The sequence below is a fragment of the Chloroflexota bacterium genome, from assembly GCA_014360825.1.
Classification (GTDB): domain Bacteria; phylum Chloroflexota; class Anaerolineae; order UBA2200; family JACIWT01; genus JACIWT01.
The window spans coordinates 139,161-153,245 of sequence record JACIWT010000006.1 but is presented as its reverse complement, the minus strand read 5'-3'; the positions used below and the strand labels follow the sequence as shown (position 1 = coordinate 153,245).

General features: G+C 53.2%; 19 protein-coding genes. 4 read left to right on the top strand and 15 right to left on the bottom strand.

Annotation, left to right across the window (positions count from 1 at the left end):
• Window positions 1-300 precede the first annotated feature (300 nt).
• The 3 genes from H5T64_05910 to H5T64_05900 all read left to right on the top strand — a co-directional run bounded on the left by H5T64_05910 (window position 301) and on the right by H5T64_05900 (window position 2,121).
• Window positions 301-1,035, top strand: coding sequence for a YIP1 family protein (locus H5T64_05910; protein MBC7263882.1), 735 nt, complete (start codon window positions 301-303; stop codon window positions 1,033-1,035).
• On the top strand, window positions 1,035-1,781 hold the full coding sequence (locus H5T64_05905; protein ID MBC7263881.1) for a YIP1 family protein: 747 nt from the start codon (window positions 1,035-1,037) through the stop codon (window positions 1,779-1,781). The genes H5T64_05910 and H5T64_05905 overlap by 1 nt, the downstream gene beginning before the upstream one ends.
• A 139-nt stretch (window positions 1,782-1,920) precedes the next feature.
• The gene (locus H5T64_05900) at window positions 1,921-2,121 is read left to right on the top strand and encodes a twin-arginine translocase TatA/TatE family subunit (protein ID MBC7263880.1); all 201 of its coding nucleotides are present in this window, start codon (window positions 1,921-1,923) and stop codon (window positions 2,119-2,121) included.
• Here H5T64_05900 and H5T64_05895 read toward each other — a convergent pair.
• From H5T64_05895 to H5T64_05825, 15 genes are all read right to left on the bottom strand, one after another.
• On the bottom strand, window positions 2,118-2,750 hold the full coding sequence (locus tag H5T64_05895) for a threonylcarbamoyl-AMP synthase (protein MBC7263879.1): 633 nt from the start codon (window positions 2,748-2,750) through the stop codon (window positions 2,118-2,120). The two genes, H5T64_05900 and H5T64_05895, sit on opposite strands and share 4 nt — an antisense overlap.
• Entirely contained in the window at window positions 2,747-3,571 is an 825-nt protein-coding gene (locus H5T64_05890) for an HAD family phosphatase (protein ID MBC7263878.1), read from the bottom strand. The genes H5T64_05895 and H5T64_05890 overlap by 4 nt, the downstream gene beginning before the upstream one ends.
• Entirely contained in the window at window positions 3,568-4,458 is an 891-nt protein-coding gene (prmC, locus tag H5T64_05885; GenBank protein ID MBC7263877.1) for a peptide chain release factor N(5)-glutamine methyltransferase, read from the bottom strand. Before prmC ends, H5T64_05890 begins: the two co-directional genes overlap by 4 nt.
• Window positions 4,455-5,528, bottom strand: a complete 1,074-nt coding sequence (gene prfA / locus H5T64_05880) for a peptide chain release factor 1 (GenBank protein MBC7263876.1) — start codon at window positions 5,526-5,528, stop codon at window positions 4,455-4,457. Before prfA ends, prmC begins: the two co-directional genes overlap by 4 nt.
• A gap of 114 nt (window positions 5,529-5,642) precedes the next feature.
• Entirely contained in the window at window positions 5,643-6,512 is an 870-nt protein-coding gene (locus H5T64_05875; protein MBC7263875.1) for a ParB/RepB/Spo0J family partition protein, read from the bottom strand.
• A gap of 7 nt (window positions 6,513-6,519) precedes the next feature.
• Window positions 6,520-7,299 (bottom strand): ParA family protein, encoded by a 780-nt coding sequence (locus H5T64_05870; GenBank protein MBC7263874.1) that lies wholly within the window; start codon window positions 7,297-7,299, stop codon window positions 6,520-6,522.
• 13 nt (window positions 7,300-7,312) lie between these two features.
• Window positions 7,313-8,161, bottom strand: a complete 849-nt coding sequence (locus H5T64_05865; GenBank protein ID MBC7263873.1) for a ribokinase — start codon at window positions 8,159-8,161, stop codon at window positions 7,313-7,315.
• Between the two features lie 114 nt (window positions 8,162-8,275).
• A complete protein-coding gene (locus H5T64_05860) occupies window positions 8,276-8,971 on the bottom strand; it encodes a protein jag (protein MBC7263872.1) in 696 nt (231 codons plus the stop codon).
• Window position 8,972: 1 nt separating this feature from the next.
• The gene (locus H5T64_05855) at window positions 8,973-9,746 is read right to left on the bottom strand and encodes a membrane protein insertase YidC (protein ID MBC7263871.1); all 774 of its coding nucleotides are present in this window, start codon (window positions 9,744-9,746) and stop codon (window positions 8,973-8,975) included.
• A gap of 25 nt (window positions 9,747-9,771) precedes the next feature.
• Window positions 9,772-10,833, bottom strand: a complete 1,062-nt coding sequence (locus H5T64_05850) for a PQQ-binding-like beta-propeller repeat protein (protein ID MBC7263870.1) — start codon at window positions 10,831-10,833, stop codon at window positions 9,772-9,774.
• Between the two features lie 53 nt (window positions 10,834-10,886).
• The gene (gene yidD / locus H5T64_05845) at window positions 10,887-11,096 is read right to left on the bottom strand and encodes a membrane protein insertion efficiency factor YidD (protein ID MBC7263869.1); all 210 of its coding nucleotides are present in this window, start codon (window positions 11,094-11,096) and stop codon (window positions 10,887-10,889) included.
• Window positions 11,096-11,458, bottom strand: a complete 363-nt coding sequence (rnpA, locus tag H5T64_05840) for a ribonuclease P protein component (protein ID MBC7263868.1) — start codon at window positions 11,456-11,458, stop codon at window positions 11,096-11,098. The genes yidD and rnpA overlap by 1 nt, the downstream gene beginning before the upstream one ends.
• Window positions 11,459-11,488: 30 nt before the next feature.
• A complete protein-coding gene (rpmH, locus tag H5T64_05835) occupies window positions 11,489-11,626 on the bottom strand; it encodes a 50S ribosomal protein L34 (protein MBC7263867.1) in 138 nt (45 codons plus the stop codon).
• A gap of 377 nt (window positions 11,627-12,003) precedes the next feature.
• Entirely contained in the window at window positions 12,004-12,288 is a 285-nt protein-coding gene (locus H5T64_05830; protein MBC7263866.1) for a 30S ribosomal protein S20, read from the bottom strand.
• 86 nt (window positions 12,289-12,374) lie between these two features.
• Window positions 12,375-12,989, bottom strand: coding sequence for a histidine phosphatase family protein (locus H5T64_05825; GenBank protein ID MBC7263865.1), 615 nt, complete (start codon window positions 12,987-12,989; stop codon window positions 12,375-12,377).
• A gap of 138 nt (window positions 12,990-13,127) precedes the next feature.
• On the opposite strand from H5T64_05825, the gene H5T64_05820 reads away from it, so the two are divergent.
• On the top strand, window positions 13,128-14,033 hold the full coding sequence (locus H5T64_05820; protein MBC7263864.1) for a class I SAM-dependent methyltransferase: 906 nt from the start codon (window positions 13,128-13,130) through the stop codon (window positions 14,031-14,033).
• Window positions 14,034-14,085 lie beyond the last annotated feature (52 nt).

The window sequence follows — 14,085 nt, the reverse complement described above, 5'->3', positions numbered from 1 at the left end:
TGGAGCAGCAACAACTGCATCTCCTGCGCCGCGAACTCGGATTGCCATTGTACAACACATAGGAGGGCTGTACTGATCATAGCGTACCTACGTCGCCTATTTTACAGGAAAAACCTGACTTGACCGCACGCAAAACGGTGGATTAATGCGTTCTTGCTTCGAGTTCACAACCAATTTGTAGAAAAGGTTTGGTCAACATATAATGTATCCGCTTTGTGACCTCCGTTTGCAGTCAGAGCAAAGGCGTGCATTGATTGGCGGATTTGCCAAGCCTAGAGCGATCAAGAGAAGGGGGTTGATATGCAGACCATAACCAATCTACTCCGATTGGGCGTCGATGCACTTTTCCTTCGAGACGAGGCCTATGTCGAGATGAGTAACGACGAGCAGCCTTTGCGCAAAGGACTTGTGTTGGTCATTCTTGTTGGAGTGCTTGTGGGATTTGTAGGCGTTATCGGCACTACATTGGAATGGGCATCCACACCCAGTTTTGCTGCTATGAAGCAGGCGATCTGGGAAACGATAGCCCAAAGCGAGTGGTATCAGATGCTTCAGCAGGAAGCGCCAGAGGCTCTCCATCCGATGAAGCAATACTATGATCTTGGCTGGCGTATCGCCAGCCTGTTCGCTCCTAACCCTGCTGGCGCTATCCTGAACGTGATCTTCATTCCAGTAGGCCTGATGATCAGTTGGGTGATCTACAGCGTCCTTGCTCATCTTTTTGCGCGGTTGCTGGGCGGCACTGGCGATCTTGGTCGGACAATGGGTTGCACCGCGTTGGCAATTTCTCCTAACCTAATCGGCCTGGTCAAAGTTCTGCCTTACATACAGTTGGGTAGCGTGGTAGGCATTTGGGTACTAGTGTGCGATTTTCTGGCATTAAAGGCAGCCCACCAACTGGTGGGCTGGCGTGCATTTTGGGCAGCCCTCTTACCGTTGGTTACCCTCTGCTTGTTATTCGGGCTTTTGGCCTGTTGTAGCGGATTCGCCATTGCCAGTTTTCTCGGCAGTATGCTGTCACAAGGGGGTCAGTGATGTTGGGGGAATTATTTACCATCACCAAGAGTGTAATCACGTTGAGAGATGATGCCTATCACTCACTAAAAGCCTCAGCAGACGTTTTTCAGCGTGGCCTGGTCATTTTGATCGTGGTTGGCCTTGTTGTGGGAGCGGTGAGCGGGACCGTGACGTTTATCACCCGCCTGACCCAATCGACCGCGGCCGATATTGCGGAGATCGAGAATTTTATGACGATGTACATGAGGATGTTTGCGGAAGAGATGACCCCAGAGGAGCAAGCCCTCTTTGAGAACTTCGTTGAGGATTACATCCGCATGATTATCGAGATCATCAGGAAGATTGAGGCGATCCCTACACCGCTGCCCCGACCTATTCCCTACTTGCTGGAAGCCCTGGGGGTGTTTTTATCCACGCCATTCGGGATGATGAGTGCCTGGCTGACGTATGGCCTTTTAGTGCTTATCTTTGCTAGATTGTTGGGTGGGAGGAGTACTGTGCAACAGATGCTCGGACTCACGGCACTGGCCTGGGTGCCCGGACTGCTCAACGCCCTTGGCTTCATCCCATGCTTGGGGCTGATCATTGGATTAGTAGCATTGGTATGGGGTTTCGTGATCTATGTGAAAGCGACAGCGATAGCAAACGATATGGATATGGGAAAGGCACTCGTAGCCGTTCTTGCCCCGGTGTTGACCGTGCTCTTGCTGGTTATTCTGTTGTTCGCTGTTATTTTCGTTCTGGTTCTCGTAACCTCACGCTGATCTGAGCAAAAGTGCGCGAAAGGGGAATGTCTCATTTGGGCATTCCCCTTTGAGTTTGATCTACCCGTGGGGTTGGCAGTAAAATGGAAATATAAGTGTTGTGTGTTAAGGACGCTTTAGTGTCCGCTGAGGAGGTAATATGCAATTCCTGCGCAATATAGGTCCGTTAGAGTGGTTCCTCATCCTTGTCATTGTGATCATTCTCTTTGGCCCCAACCGCCTCGCGGAACTGGGTGGGGCATTAGGCAAAAGCATCCGCGAGTTCCAGAAAGCGTTAAAAGGGGAGGAAGCAGGTCCAAACGCGAAGGAACCGCCAGAATCTGAGGTAAAGAAAGACTAGAGCATTCTCTCCCAAGCAGTTTGCAGTTCTTCCAACGAGAGCGCCCCTTCGCGAAGCAAACGCGGGGGAGTGATCGTTACGTCAAGGACAGTGGACGGCACACCGCCTGGCGAAATCCCCCCATCGAGAATAAGATCCACTCGATCCCCGATAGCCTGCAGGACCTCGTCGGCTGTTGTCGCAGGAGGATGACCCGAAAGATTCGCGCTCGTGGTGGCAAGAGGCGCGCCAACAGCCCGAATTAAGGCCAATGTTACCGGATGGGCGGGCACGCGCACAGCCACGGTATCACCCCCAGCGCAGAGGATGTCCGGCAAATCCGGTGAGCGGGGCACCACCAGCGTGAGCGCTCCTGGCCAGAAACGTGCCGCCAAGTGCCAGGCCAGCGGTGGTATATCACGACCCACTACAGCCATGTCCTGGGCATCGGCCAGGAGAAGCGGGATCGCCTTGTCCCGTGGGCGTAGTTTTGCAGTGTAGAGTCGATGCACCGCTTGGGCCAAGAGCCCGTGGGTTCCTACGCCATATACAGTATCGGTCGGGAAGGCTACCAGCCCACCGTGCACGATGATTGCAGCAGCCTTGGCAATAGCGTTTTCTGCGTGTGCCAGCAGAATTTCCGCGCTCAACTTTCCTCCCTTCCGAGCACGAAGTGCTCGATTGCTACAGCTGCCCCGTCCTCCTCCAGCGGTGGGGCAACGAAATCGGCAGCCGCTTTCACCGCCGGAGTAGCATTCCCCATGGCTACACCCCACCCAGCCCACGCTACCATATCTGCGTCGTTGTCATTGTCGCCGATCGCCATCACCCGCTCTCGAGGTATCCCTAGATAAGCCGCCAGCCACGCTAACGCACGGCCCTTAGAAACATTGGGATGAGTTGCTTCCAGAAGCAGAGGGTGAGAGCGCATGACATTTAAACGACCGGTGAACTCCTCGACCATGCGCGGTAGCCAGTATGCGATGGTGTCCGGATCGCTGAATATGACGAGTTTCAGCGGGTCTCCCGGCAAGTCGGCCATCAAATCCACCACTTTGAGAAACTGGATTTCCATAGGCACAGAAGGAATATAGGCGGTGTCTGCAGGCCTGAGTCGCTCGACGTAGAAACTGTTATCTATCTGGGCCCCCACTGGTAAATTCACCCGCCGAGCGAATTCCACTACTTCTCGAGCAAGTGGTAAAGGAACAGCCTGCCGGAAGAGAGGTTTATTTGCCTCGGCGGTTTGAATAAGTGCTCCCTGGTAGCAGATTAGGGGCGTGGTGATATTCAGCTGGCGGGAAAAGGAAACAGCCACGCCGAGCATACGCCCGGTTGCCAAAGTAACACGTACCCCGCGTCGCATGGCCTCGGCCAACGCCGTTTTGACACGCGGTGATATCAGTAGGTCTGCGCCTACGAGGGTCCCATCCAAATCGAGAGCGAGGAGTTGGTAATACGCGGTTTTCACGGTAAATCTATCCTCACCAATCGATCCAAGTTGGCGCAATCTTTCATCAACATAACGGTAGCCCCTGGCAGGTACTCATTTGCTAATGCCACTATCGTTGGTCCCTGCCCGGCCCCAATCTCCAGTAGCGCGGTTGCACCACTGCGGATATGCCCTGGAAACTGAGCCAATAAACGGTGTATTAGATTGAGGCCATCCGCACCGCCATCGAGAGCCAAGCGTGGTTCATAGTCAAGTACATCTGAAGGCAGGGATGGGAATTCATCGGTAGCGATGTATGGTAGGTTCGCTAAAAGCAAGTCTATAAGTTCTGGCAACGGGGTAAGCAAGTCGCCCTCCAGGAAATGAATCCCCTCTGCCCCCAGTCGGGTGGCATTTATCATCGCCACCTCTAGGGCGTCAGTGGAGATATCAGTTGCGTATACAACCGCGCCAGGGACATATTGGGCGAAGGCAATAGCGATTGCCCCACAGCCTGTGCCAATATCAGCAGCCACAAGAGATCGCCCGTTTTGAAGCCGCTTCTTACCTTCTGCAATGGCCACTTCCACTAGCAACTCGGTCTCTGGCCGCGGAATGAACACTCGTTGATCCACATAAAAGTCCAGGCCGTAGAACGGTCGAGAACCTATCAGGTAAGCGACTGGTTCATGGCAGGTCCGACGGAGTACCAAATCAATGAAATGTTGCCTCTGCGAAACCGAGAGCATACTCTCTGGATGAGCCGCCAGCCAAGCGCGCGTGGTGCTCATCACGTGTGCCAAGAGTACCTCGGCATCCAATCGACTATCTTCGATCTTTGCAGAGGCAAGGCGCACGTTAGCCCAATTCAGCGCCTCTTTCACATCCCGAAGAGAATTCCCATTGAATAATGTCGTTCTGCTCAACCTAAACCGGACTGCTGTAACTTTCTGGCCTGTTCCTGGGCCGCGAGTTCTTCGATGAATTCATCCAGATCACCTTCCAGAACGCTCTCCAAGCGGTAGATGCTTCTGTTGATTCGATGATCTGTAACGCGATTTTGGGGAAAGTTGTATGTGCGTATCTTTTCACTGCGTTCACCAGTACCAACCTGGGAACGACGGGCTTCATCCAGCTCGCTGTCGCGGCGTCGTTGTTCCATTTCATAGAGGCGCGCGCGTAAAATGGACATAGCGCGCATCTTGTTTTGGAGTTGCGAGCGTTCATCTTGGCAGGTAACTACCATACCCGTAGGCAAGTGAGTGATGCGCACCGCAGAGTCGGTCGTATTCACGCTTTGACCACCGTGACCAGAGGACCGATATACGTCTATGCGCAAATCGTCGGGCTTGATCGCTACCTCTACTTCGTCGGCTTCTGGCAGCACGGCCACTGTAGCAGTAGAGGTATGGATGCGTCCACTAGCCTCGGTGATCGGGACACGTTGCACCCTGTGCACACCACTCTCATACTTCAGACGCGAATAAGCCCCCTTACCTCTTACTGCAAAGATCACTTCTTTGAACCCACCGATACCAGTGCGGTTGGTGCTCAGTAACTCGGTCTTCCACCCAAGTCTTTCAGCATAACGCGTGTACATCCGATACAAATCCGCCGCAAAGAGTGCTGCCTCCTCGCCGCCGGTCCCAGCGCGGATTTCGACGATAACGTTGCGTTCGTCACGGGGATCTACGGGTAAAAGCAAAAGCTTTAGTTCTTTCTCAAGCCTAGCAACACGATCCTCGAGTTGTGCGATTTCCTCCTCGATCAAAGTGCGTAACTCGTCAGACGATTCCTCTCTCAACATAGCACGAGTGGCGTCCAGCTCATTGAGTACCGCTTTATAATCGCGATACTTGTTCACCAACTCTTGTAGCCCAGCCTGTTCCTGGCTATATAGCCGCAATTTGCTGGGGTCAGCCATTACGGAAGGATCGGCCAGCAGACGATTCAATTCTTCGTAGCGCTCTTCAACCAACGCCAATTCGTCCAACAGCATCGTTTATATCTCCTGTATCAGTCCTACAGGTGGATTTCACAAACAGAGCCCCGAGATAAGGGGCTCAATAACATAATATATTATACTCCTTTAAGCCCAAAATGCCAAAGACTACTCTACGCCTACGATTTTATCGTACAAGGCTTGTAGTTCCTCCTCAGAATAGAAATGAATGATCAGTCGCCCACCCTGCTTACCGCGTATCAGGTTCACCTTCGTTCCCAGCGCGCTGCGGAAACGATCCTCTAGTGCTCTTAGTGCCGGCGTAACTAGAGATGTGGATGTTTCCTTCGTGGATGTATCTCTCTTGGTCCAGTGTCGTACCAGTTCTTCGGTCTGGCGCACGGAAAGGCCTCTCTTAAGTACGATCTCCAGAGCCTCGATTTGATCTTCCGTTCCCTCTAATCCTAAAAGTGCCCGAGCATGTCCTTCGCTGATCTCGCCGCTACCCAACGCAGCCTTCACCTTCTGCGGCAGCCTTAGGAGCCGCAATGCATTGGCAACGGCGACACGACTACGGCCCACGCGTTCCGCCACCATCTCTTGTGTCAATCCGAATTCATCAATGAGTTGCTGATAAGCCGCCGCTTCCTCCAATGGATTCAGGTCAGCACGCTGGATGTTTTCAACGAGTCCTAGTTGCAAGGTCTCACCCGGCGAAGCCTCTTTGACCAGAACAGGCACTCGGTCTAAGCCTGCCAACCGAGCTGCCCTCCAACGCCGTTCCCCTGCTATGAGACGATATTCTGCTTCACCCTCAGGCTCAGCCAGCGCTGTTACAATGAGAGGTTGGAGAATACCATGCTCCCGAATGGAGTCAGCCAATTCCTGGAGCGCTTCAGAGTCCTGAGATTGGCGCGGCTGAAGTGGGTTCGGTACAATCGCATCTAGAGGCACCTCGATGAGCCCTGGTGGTCTCTCTGCACCGGGTATCAGTGCACCTAACCCCTTGCCGAGACCCCTCCGTTTGCTCGATGTCATCGGAATCTCACCTCCCCATCCTGTCCCCGGCCCGTGCCAATACCTCGGCGCAAAGTGTCTGATATGCCAATGCACCGGCAGAGGTAGGGGCGTAACTTAAGATAGATTCGCCATAGCTCGGCGCCTCGCTCAGGCGCACACTGCGCGGGATGATGGTACGATATACCAAGTTACCGAAGTATTTTCTCACCTCGTTAACCACTTCTTCGGATAAATTGGTCCGGGAGTCGTACATTGTGAGCAGAACCCCCTGCACTCTTAAGGTTGGGTTTAGGTTCCGTTGCACCAACTCAATGGTCTGTATTAGCTGCGAGAGGCCCTCCAATGGCAGGTATTCGCACTGGACAGGTATAATGACCCCCTCTGCAGCGGCCAAGGCATTTACGGTGAGTAAGCCTAGGCTGGGGGGTGTATCAATGAGTATGTAATCGTATTTTTCGCGCATGGGAGCAAGGGCCTGTCGAAGGCGTTGCTCGCGAGATAAGAGACTGACTAATTCTACCTCTGCTCCCGCCAGCGCCGGAGATGAAGGGATCAGATCGAGCCCTAAGCGTTTGGTCAATGTCAAAGTGGTTTCCATAGGCAAATCGTGGATGAGCACGTCGTAAATTGAGCGGCGGAGGGTCATTTTTTCAATACCCAGGCTGCTGGTAGCGTTTGCTTGTGGATCAGCATCTACGAGTAATACTTTCCGCCCACTAGCCGCCATGTAGGCTCCGAGGTTTACAGCAGTCGTCGTTTTGCCCACGCCGCCTTTTTGGTTAGCAAATGCGTATACTCGGCTCATTCTACAAGATCCCTCAGGTTCGCAATGCCCCCTTCCTCAGTCGCTCTTCCACTTGCGCCCGTGTTGGAATATTGCTTGTCCCCCAACCTTCTATGGCGAAAGAAGCGGCGCAGTTGGCAAAGCGAGCAGCCTCTGATACATCTCCTGTCTCGTGCAGGCGAATCAGGAATGCCGCTGCAAACACATCGCCTGCGCCCGTCGGGTCGACTACCGTAGCCTGATATGCGGGATAGTGTGAGATCCACTTGCCACGATAGACCGTGGCCCCATTGGCGCCACGGGTTACTACTGCCAACCGTGCCAGTTTAGTGTAGGACTGTATCTGTGCCTCGTCGTAGGCTACATCCTCTTCACTAAACATAAGAACATCCACTTGTGATAATACCCTCTCTGCACCAACCCATGGTCTCGTGTACACATACCCATTCTCGTCCCAGGCCCGCATCCAGCCTTGTGGCGTAACCCCGGTCAGTGAGTGAGGGAATTGCCCGATAACATCGAGATCGATTTCATCTACTAGTGGTCCAAAAAGAACGACTGAGGGTGTTGCCCAATCCGGGGATAGATCATTGATCCTGATCGGATGGGCCACGCCGCGAATCCATTGTTTCCGTGCCCCCTTGGCATCGTAGATATTCTCAAATGTCGTTGTACGAGCCGCGGGGATACAGTGCACTTGTACACCCGGGACCACTCGCTCAAAGTCAAACTCTGGCCCTGCACTAGTAATGAGACCAGTCTTGCAACCCAAGCCTTTCGCAGTGAGAGCAGCGTAAGTAGCCGTCCCACCAACGGTCGTACTGCCATCAGGTAGAAGATCGATTGTTACATGTCCAACGACCAAGAAATCAAGACTGGCCATGTGATTGGTCTTCGATGTGAAAAAGGAAAACCAGGGAGTATTTCGACATAACTTTGCAATTCATATCCCTGGCCTTGTGTTTCGCTATCATGCCCTTGTTGTTCGTTCGGGCATTCATCGCTTAGGTAATATGACTACTTTTCGCTTCTCACCCTCTCCAGTGCTTTCTGTTGTCACACTGGGGTGATCGCGTAGGGCCAGGTGAATGATGCGACGCTCGTGGGGAGGCATGGGCTCCAAAGCCAGTGGCTGTCGACTCGTCTGCACCCGGGCTGCCATGCGCTTTGCCAGCTCTGTTAGTGCCTGTTCTCGGCGCGCTTTGTAATGTTCCACGTCCACAACAATGTCTGGCCAGCGTTGGGCCCGCCGGCTGAGAATGAGCCGGGTGATAAATTGCAGGTCACGGAGCGTTTCTCCTCGCCGCCCGATGAGAATGCCAAGATTCTCACCGGTGACGTTGAAGATTATAGTGCGGCTGCCGCCGGCTGCAGGAGTGACCTCACCCAACGTGGTTTCGATGCGAGCGCGGACGCCTATGGCGTCCAACAATCGGCTGAGTACCTCCTGACCCATTGCCGCGATTTCCTCGTCGCTCGCTGGGACCGTCTGCCCAGGTTTCTCTCCACCGGCAGGGAGCACGTTAAGTGAGGCACGGCGAGTCACGCGCACTAACGCAGTCTCTGCCCCAATGCCGAGGACGCCCCGGCTGCCCTCTCGAAGAACCTCGATGACCACTTCGTCTTGTGTAGCGCCCAGCTCTTTCAGAGCAGCCTGAATCGCTTCCTCAACTGTTCTGCCGCCCGTCTCCACACTACTTCTTTCGACCACGCTTTTCCTTTCTGCCCGGTGCAGACTCCGCAACCGGTGTGGGTAGAAGTCCGCCCCAGCCGGATACGAAATACTGTTGTACAATGCTGACGATGTTGGAAATCACAAAATAAAGCCCCAACCCTGAAGCTAATTGGTAAGTGATGAACCCGAACATCAGCGGCATCATGAACTGCATAGACTGATTCATGGCTGCTTGTTGAGGATCTGGCGTGGGCGGTGTTGCCATCTTCTGCTGGATCCACATCGTAACCATGACCAGGATGGGGAGAATCAGAAATGGGTCGGGTCGCGCCAGATCGAGCCAGAGAAAACGGCTGTTCAGCGGCACTAATGATGAGAGAATCGGGAAAGTTGAGTAGATGTGTTTGCCAAGGTTCACAAGTTGAGTCGGATTCTCAGATAGAGCATGGATAATCGATTGGTAGAGCCCTATCCAGATGGGAAGTTGAATGAGCATAGGCAAAACACAGCCTAACGGATTGACCCCATGCTCGCGATACAATTTCATCGTCTCTTCGTTGAGTTTTTCCCGATCGTTCTTGTATTTTTTTTGCAGTTCTTGGAGCTTGGGCTGGAGCTCTTGGCTAGCCTGTGCGGAACGCTGCTGACTCAAAGTGAGGGGTAACATCAAAACACGCACCAGTATGGTGAAGACCACGATGCTGATGGCGAAATTATGCCCCAACAGGTTGTACAGGAAGAGCAGGCCATTGAGCATTGGATTGAAAATGACAAGATTCCAGAGTTCAGTCAAGCGGAATTACCTCCCAAACGGAAATTTAGGGCTTAAAGACCCAGCGTTGAGTGCCATCTGCTACACTCAGGCAGAAAAGCATGTCCTTCATCGAAGAGATATACAAAGCGCCTTCAGCACACACAGGCGCACTCATCACCTGGGCCCCAGTGGCAACGCTCCACCGTTGCTGCCCAGAGGAGGGGTCAAGAGCATAGACTGTTCCCTGCTCTGTTACGACGAAGAGAACGTCACTCCCAGTGACGGGACTGGCTCGCAAATAACCCTCGATGCCAATATCCCATCGTTTCTCGCCTGTGAGAGCATTTACTGCGTAAACTCTGTTGTCCATGGCAGACACATAAACCGTATCGCCTAGCACGAGCGGCGGCCCCCAGACCCAGTGGCCCGCGCTGAAGTGCCAGCGTTCAACGCCGGTAACGGCATCCAATGCATATACTTTGGAGTCCAGTGCGCCGAAGTAGAGGATACCTTCTACTAACGTTGCGGGGCCAGGAATTGCGCCGCCGGCTTGGAAACGCCAGATTTCCCGACCATTCTGTGCGTCCAAACAATATAAGTGGTGGTCCAGTGAGCCCACATAGACTCGCTCGTTCGTTACCACAGGGGTGGCCCACACTCCGCCCTGCGTCTCAAACGTCCATAGCATTGTGCCATCCCCGGCATTCACCGCATACACCTTTTTATCGTTGGAGCCTACGTAGGCGGCGTTGTCTGTCACTGCTACCCCGCCGTAAATAGGTCCTCCGGTGCTATAAGACCATCGCTCCATACCTGTAGCAGCATCAATGGCGTACAACTTGTGATCGGAGGAACCGACATAGACGGTAGAATTGTTCACTGCGGGTGGCCCGTAGAGCGAGCCGAGGCTCTTATCCCCCGACGCGGGATAGACCCAGCGCTGGGCACCAGAGGTGCTATCTACAGCGTAGATTTTTCCTTTAGGAGCAGCGAAATACACTACCGAACCGGAGAAAGTAACACCTGACCAACCAGGGACGACTACCGGCCCACTACAACTGATGAGCAATACAATCAAGAGCCCAAACACTATTATGGAAAAAGCGGTTCTTGTGCCTTTTGTCAAAAGAGAGCCTCCGTTCCCTTCGTTATTCAAACTCACTGATTATGTAAATTTGCTTAGGGCACTGGGTCGTATCCACCCGGATGTAACGGGTGACAGCGCGCTAAGCGCTTAATAGCCATCCAGCCGCCCTTTAGCAGGCCATATCTCTCAATGGCCTCGTAGCCGTACTGCGAGCACGATGGCTCAAAGCGGCAAACGGTTGGTAATACTGGTGATACGGCCCTTTGATAGAGCCTAATTAAACTAAGGACCACGCGTGCCATTATTTGTTTTTTTCACCACCTATAGGCTCGACCCAGAGTTCTGAGCGTCGCAAGAGAGCGTGTATGGCCAGTTCGATCTGCTGGAAATCAGCGTCCCTTATCGGTCCTCGGGCGACGAATACCATGTCCCAACCGCCTGGGATGTGCCTCATAGCGTGGCGGATTGCCTCACGCATGCAGCGTTTGAGCCTATTGCGCAGAACTGCTTTCCCGATGCGCTTACTGACGGAGAAACCAAACCGACTGTGCTGCAAACCGTTAGGATAAACATAAAGGACGACCAAATCATGGAACCAAAGACGTCCTTTGCTTCGCACACGCTGGAAGTCACTGTTCCGTAACAGGCGGTATCGTTTTTCCAATTTCGCGTGCCCATAGTCCTAAGGCGCTCATCAAAGAGCGACTCTTTTGCGGCCCTTGAGTCGACGGGCCTTCAGGACATTGCGTCCACTGCGGGTACGCATGCGAGACCGAAAACCATGCACACGCTGGCGACGCAACTTGCGAGGTTGCCAGGTTCTTTTTGGCATTCTTAAATTCTCCCAATTGGCGAATTTACAAAATTATACCCTCGGCTTTCGTGCCCTGTCAAATGAAATGTGCACTCGAGGTTCTTCAGTTGAAAGAGCAGGGGCGGTATCTGGACGAGATGATGAAAACTCCAGATAACTTCATAGCGCTCCCTCTGAAAAGGGAGCCAGCCGCTGCTTGAGAGGGAGGAAGGGCCTCCGTATAGATTTCTAGTCCCTGGCTTCGTTCACCAAAAGATCTGATGTGAAATGGAATACGCGGTAGGCTTATACACGTAGCCTCAGCCCAAAGTGTTGCGCCTTTAGAAAATCAAATGCATCGCTTACAGAAAAAGCGATGCGAAATGGAATATATAATATAAATAGATGAGAGGAAACTATCCGACCGATGAAGCTGCTGCAAGCGCCTTGTTCAGGCGCTGCATCAAGCGTGATTTGCGTCGAGCAGCGTTGTTGCGATGAATGATGCCCTTCTCCGCCGCTTTGTCCAATGCCCGGACGGCTTGGTTCACAGCAACGCGGGCCTCCTCAAGGTTGCCTTGATCCATCAGTAAACGGGCTTTCTTGATATAAGTACGGGCAGTGGAACGCACACGTCGGTTGCGCTCCGCCTTACGCCGGGAACTACGCATCTTCTTCAGAGCCGATCTTGTGTTTGCCAATCGTGAGGACCTCCTACAAAAATTCTGGTGCTAATATGATACACAATTCTCCGTATTTGTCCAATTGACCTTTGGGCAGATTGGTTCTACAATTTTTCCTGGAGATGACACGTATCGTTGAGGCAAACCACTTCGTAAGTGCTATTTTCAACGATAAAGATATTAATACAGGCATTGTCTTGACGGATGCGCCAGAAAGCGCTGCCGTCTAGGCCAAGAACAGCGCAGAGGAGCACCTTGTTTACTACCTGGTGTCCAACTACCACAACGGTGGCCCGAGGGTAGCGGAGCACGATGCGCTCGATGCCTCGAAGGACGCGCGCTCTCACGTCTTCCAGGCATTCCCCCTTTGGTGGATGGGCCAAATGGGGTGCTGTGAGCCACAAACGATACATCTCTGCATCACGCGCGGCTACTTCTGCTGGTGAGAGACCTGCCCAGGTCCCGTAATGGATATCTAGAAAAGCATCGTCTATTTGCACATCGAGATCCCGACTGGCAGCGATAATCTCTGCCGTCTGGATAGAACGGCGCAGCGGGCTGGCATATATGGCAGTTATGGGATCGTTCTTCAATCGGTAGGCCACGCGGCGAGCCTGTTGACGTCCTGTTTCGTTAAGAGGTATGTCTTCTTGGCCGCGGAAACGCTCTTCGCGGTTCCACTCAGTTTGGCCGTGACGGACTAAGATAATACGGGTCATGGGCCTTCTCCTATCCATCGGAGATGGATGGAGGTGATTCTACCTTATGCTCCATAGCCCGTCAAATGGGAGCTGCCGGAAATGTTTCACGTGAAACGCTCACGTGGCCAAGGCAAAACAGTGTGAGGGAGGCGCTTTTTGGACAGTGTATCTGGCGATCAAATCCCACCCCGTTTCTTAGATTATGAGGGCAGTGACTACCGCACTTCGTTCTGGGAGCATGGTAGGCGCGAATATGAAGACCTGGTCGAGCGCGTGGCTCTGCGCAAACTACTCCCACCCTCGAGTAAACGCATTTTGGATATCGGCGCGGGGTTCGGCCGCCTAACGGATCTATACAAACATTACGATCGAGTATACCTCCTAGACTACTCTCGCTCGTTGCTCGAAGAGGCACGCTCGCGTTTAGGCACAGGCCGCTTCACATATGTGATTGCCAGTTTGTATGAAATGCCTTTCGCGGAAAACGCCTTTGATACCGTTGTGATGGTGCGGGTTCTCCACCATCAGTCTGATGTGCCAGCCGCCTTACGCAGCATCGAGACGGTCGTCGGGCCTGGGGGCACATTTGTGCTCGAGTACGCTAACAAACGCCATCTCAAAGCAATACTTCGCTATCTTCTGCGGCACGGTCCCAGTCCTTTCTCCCGCGAGCCCCTCGAATTTGCTCCCCTGCACTTCGACTTTCATCCGGCCTACGTGGAGGCAGAAATGGACAAGGCAGGGTTTTCGATTCAACGTCGTCTCGCTGTGTCCACCTTTCGTGTCGGGGCGCTCAAACGTTTCGTTCCGGCGCGTGTGTTGGCCGCATTGGATGGTTTGCTGCAGGGCCCGACTGCCGGGTTACAACTCTCCCCCAGTATCTTTCTGCAAGCAAAGGCCCAAAAGTCTGGCTCCGGTCTGGCCTGCGACCCTATCTTTCGTTGCCCATTGTGCCGAAGTATACATCTACACCTCAAAGAGAACTACCTGGAGTGTGGTGGATGTAACCGCCGCTGGGCTGCACAAGACAGCCTTTTTGATTTCAAAACCCCATTGGACTAACCGTCCTCTTTGGGAGCAAAATAAAATTTGTTGTATACTATTGGTGCTAACA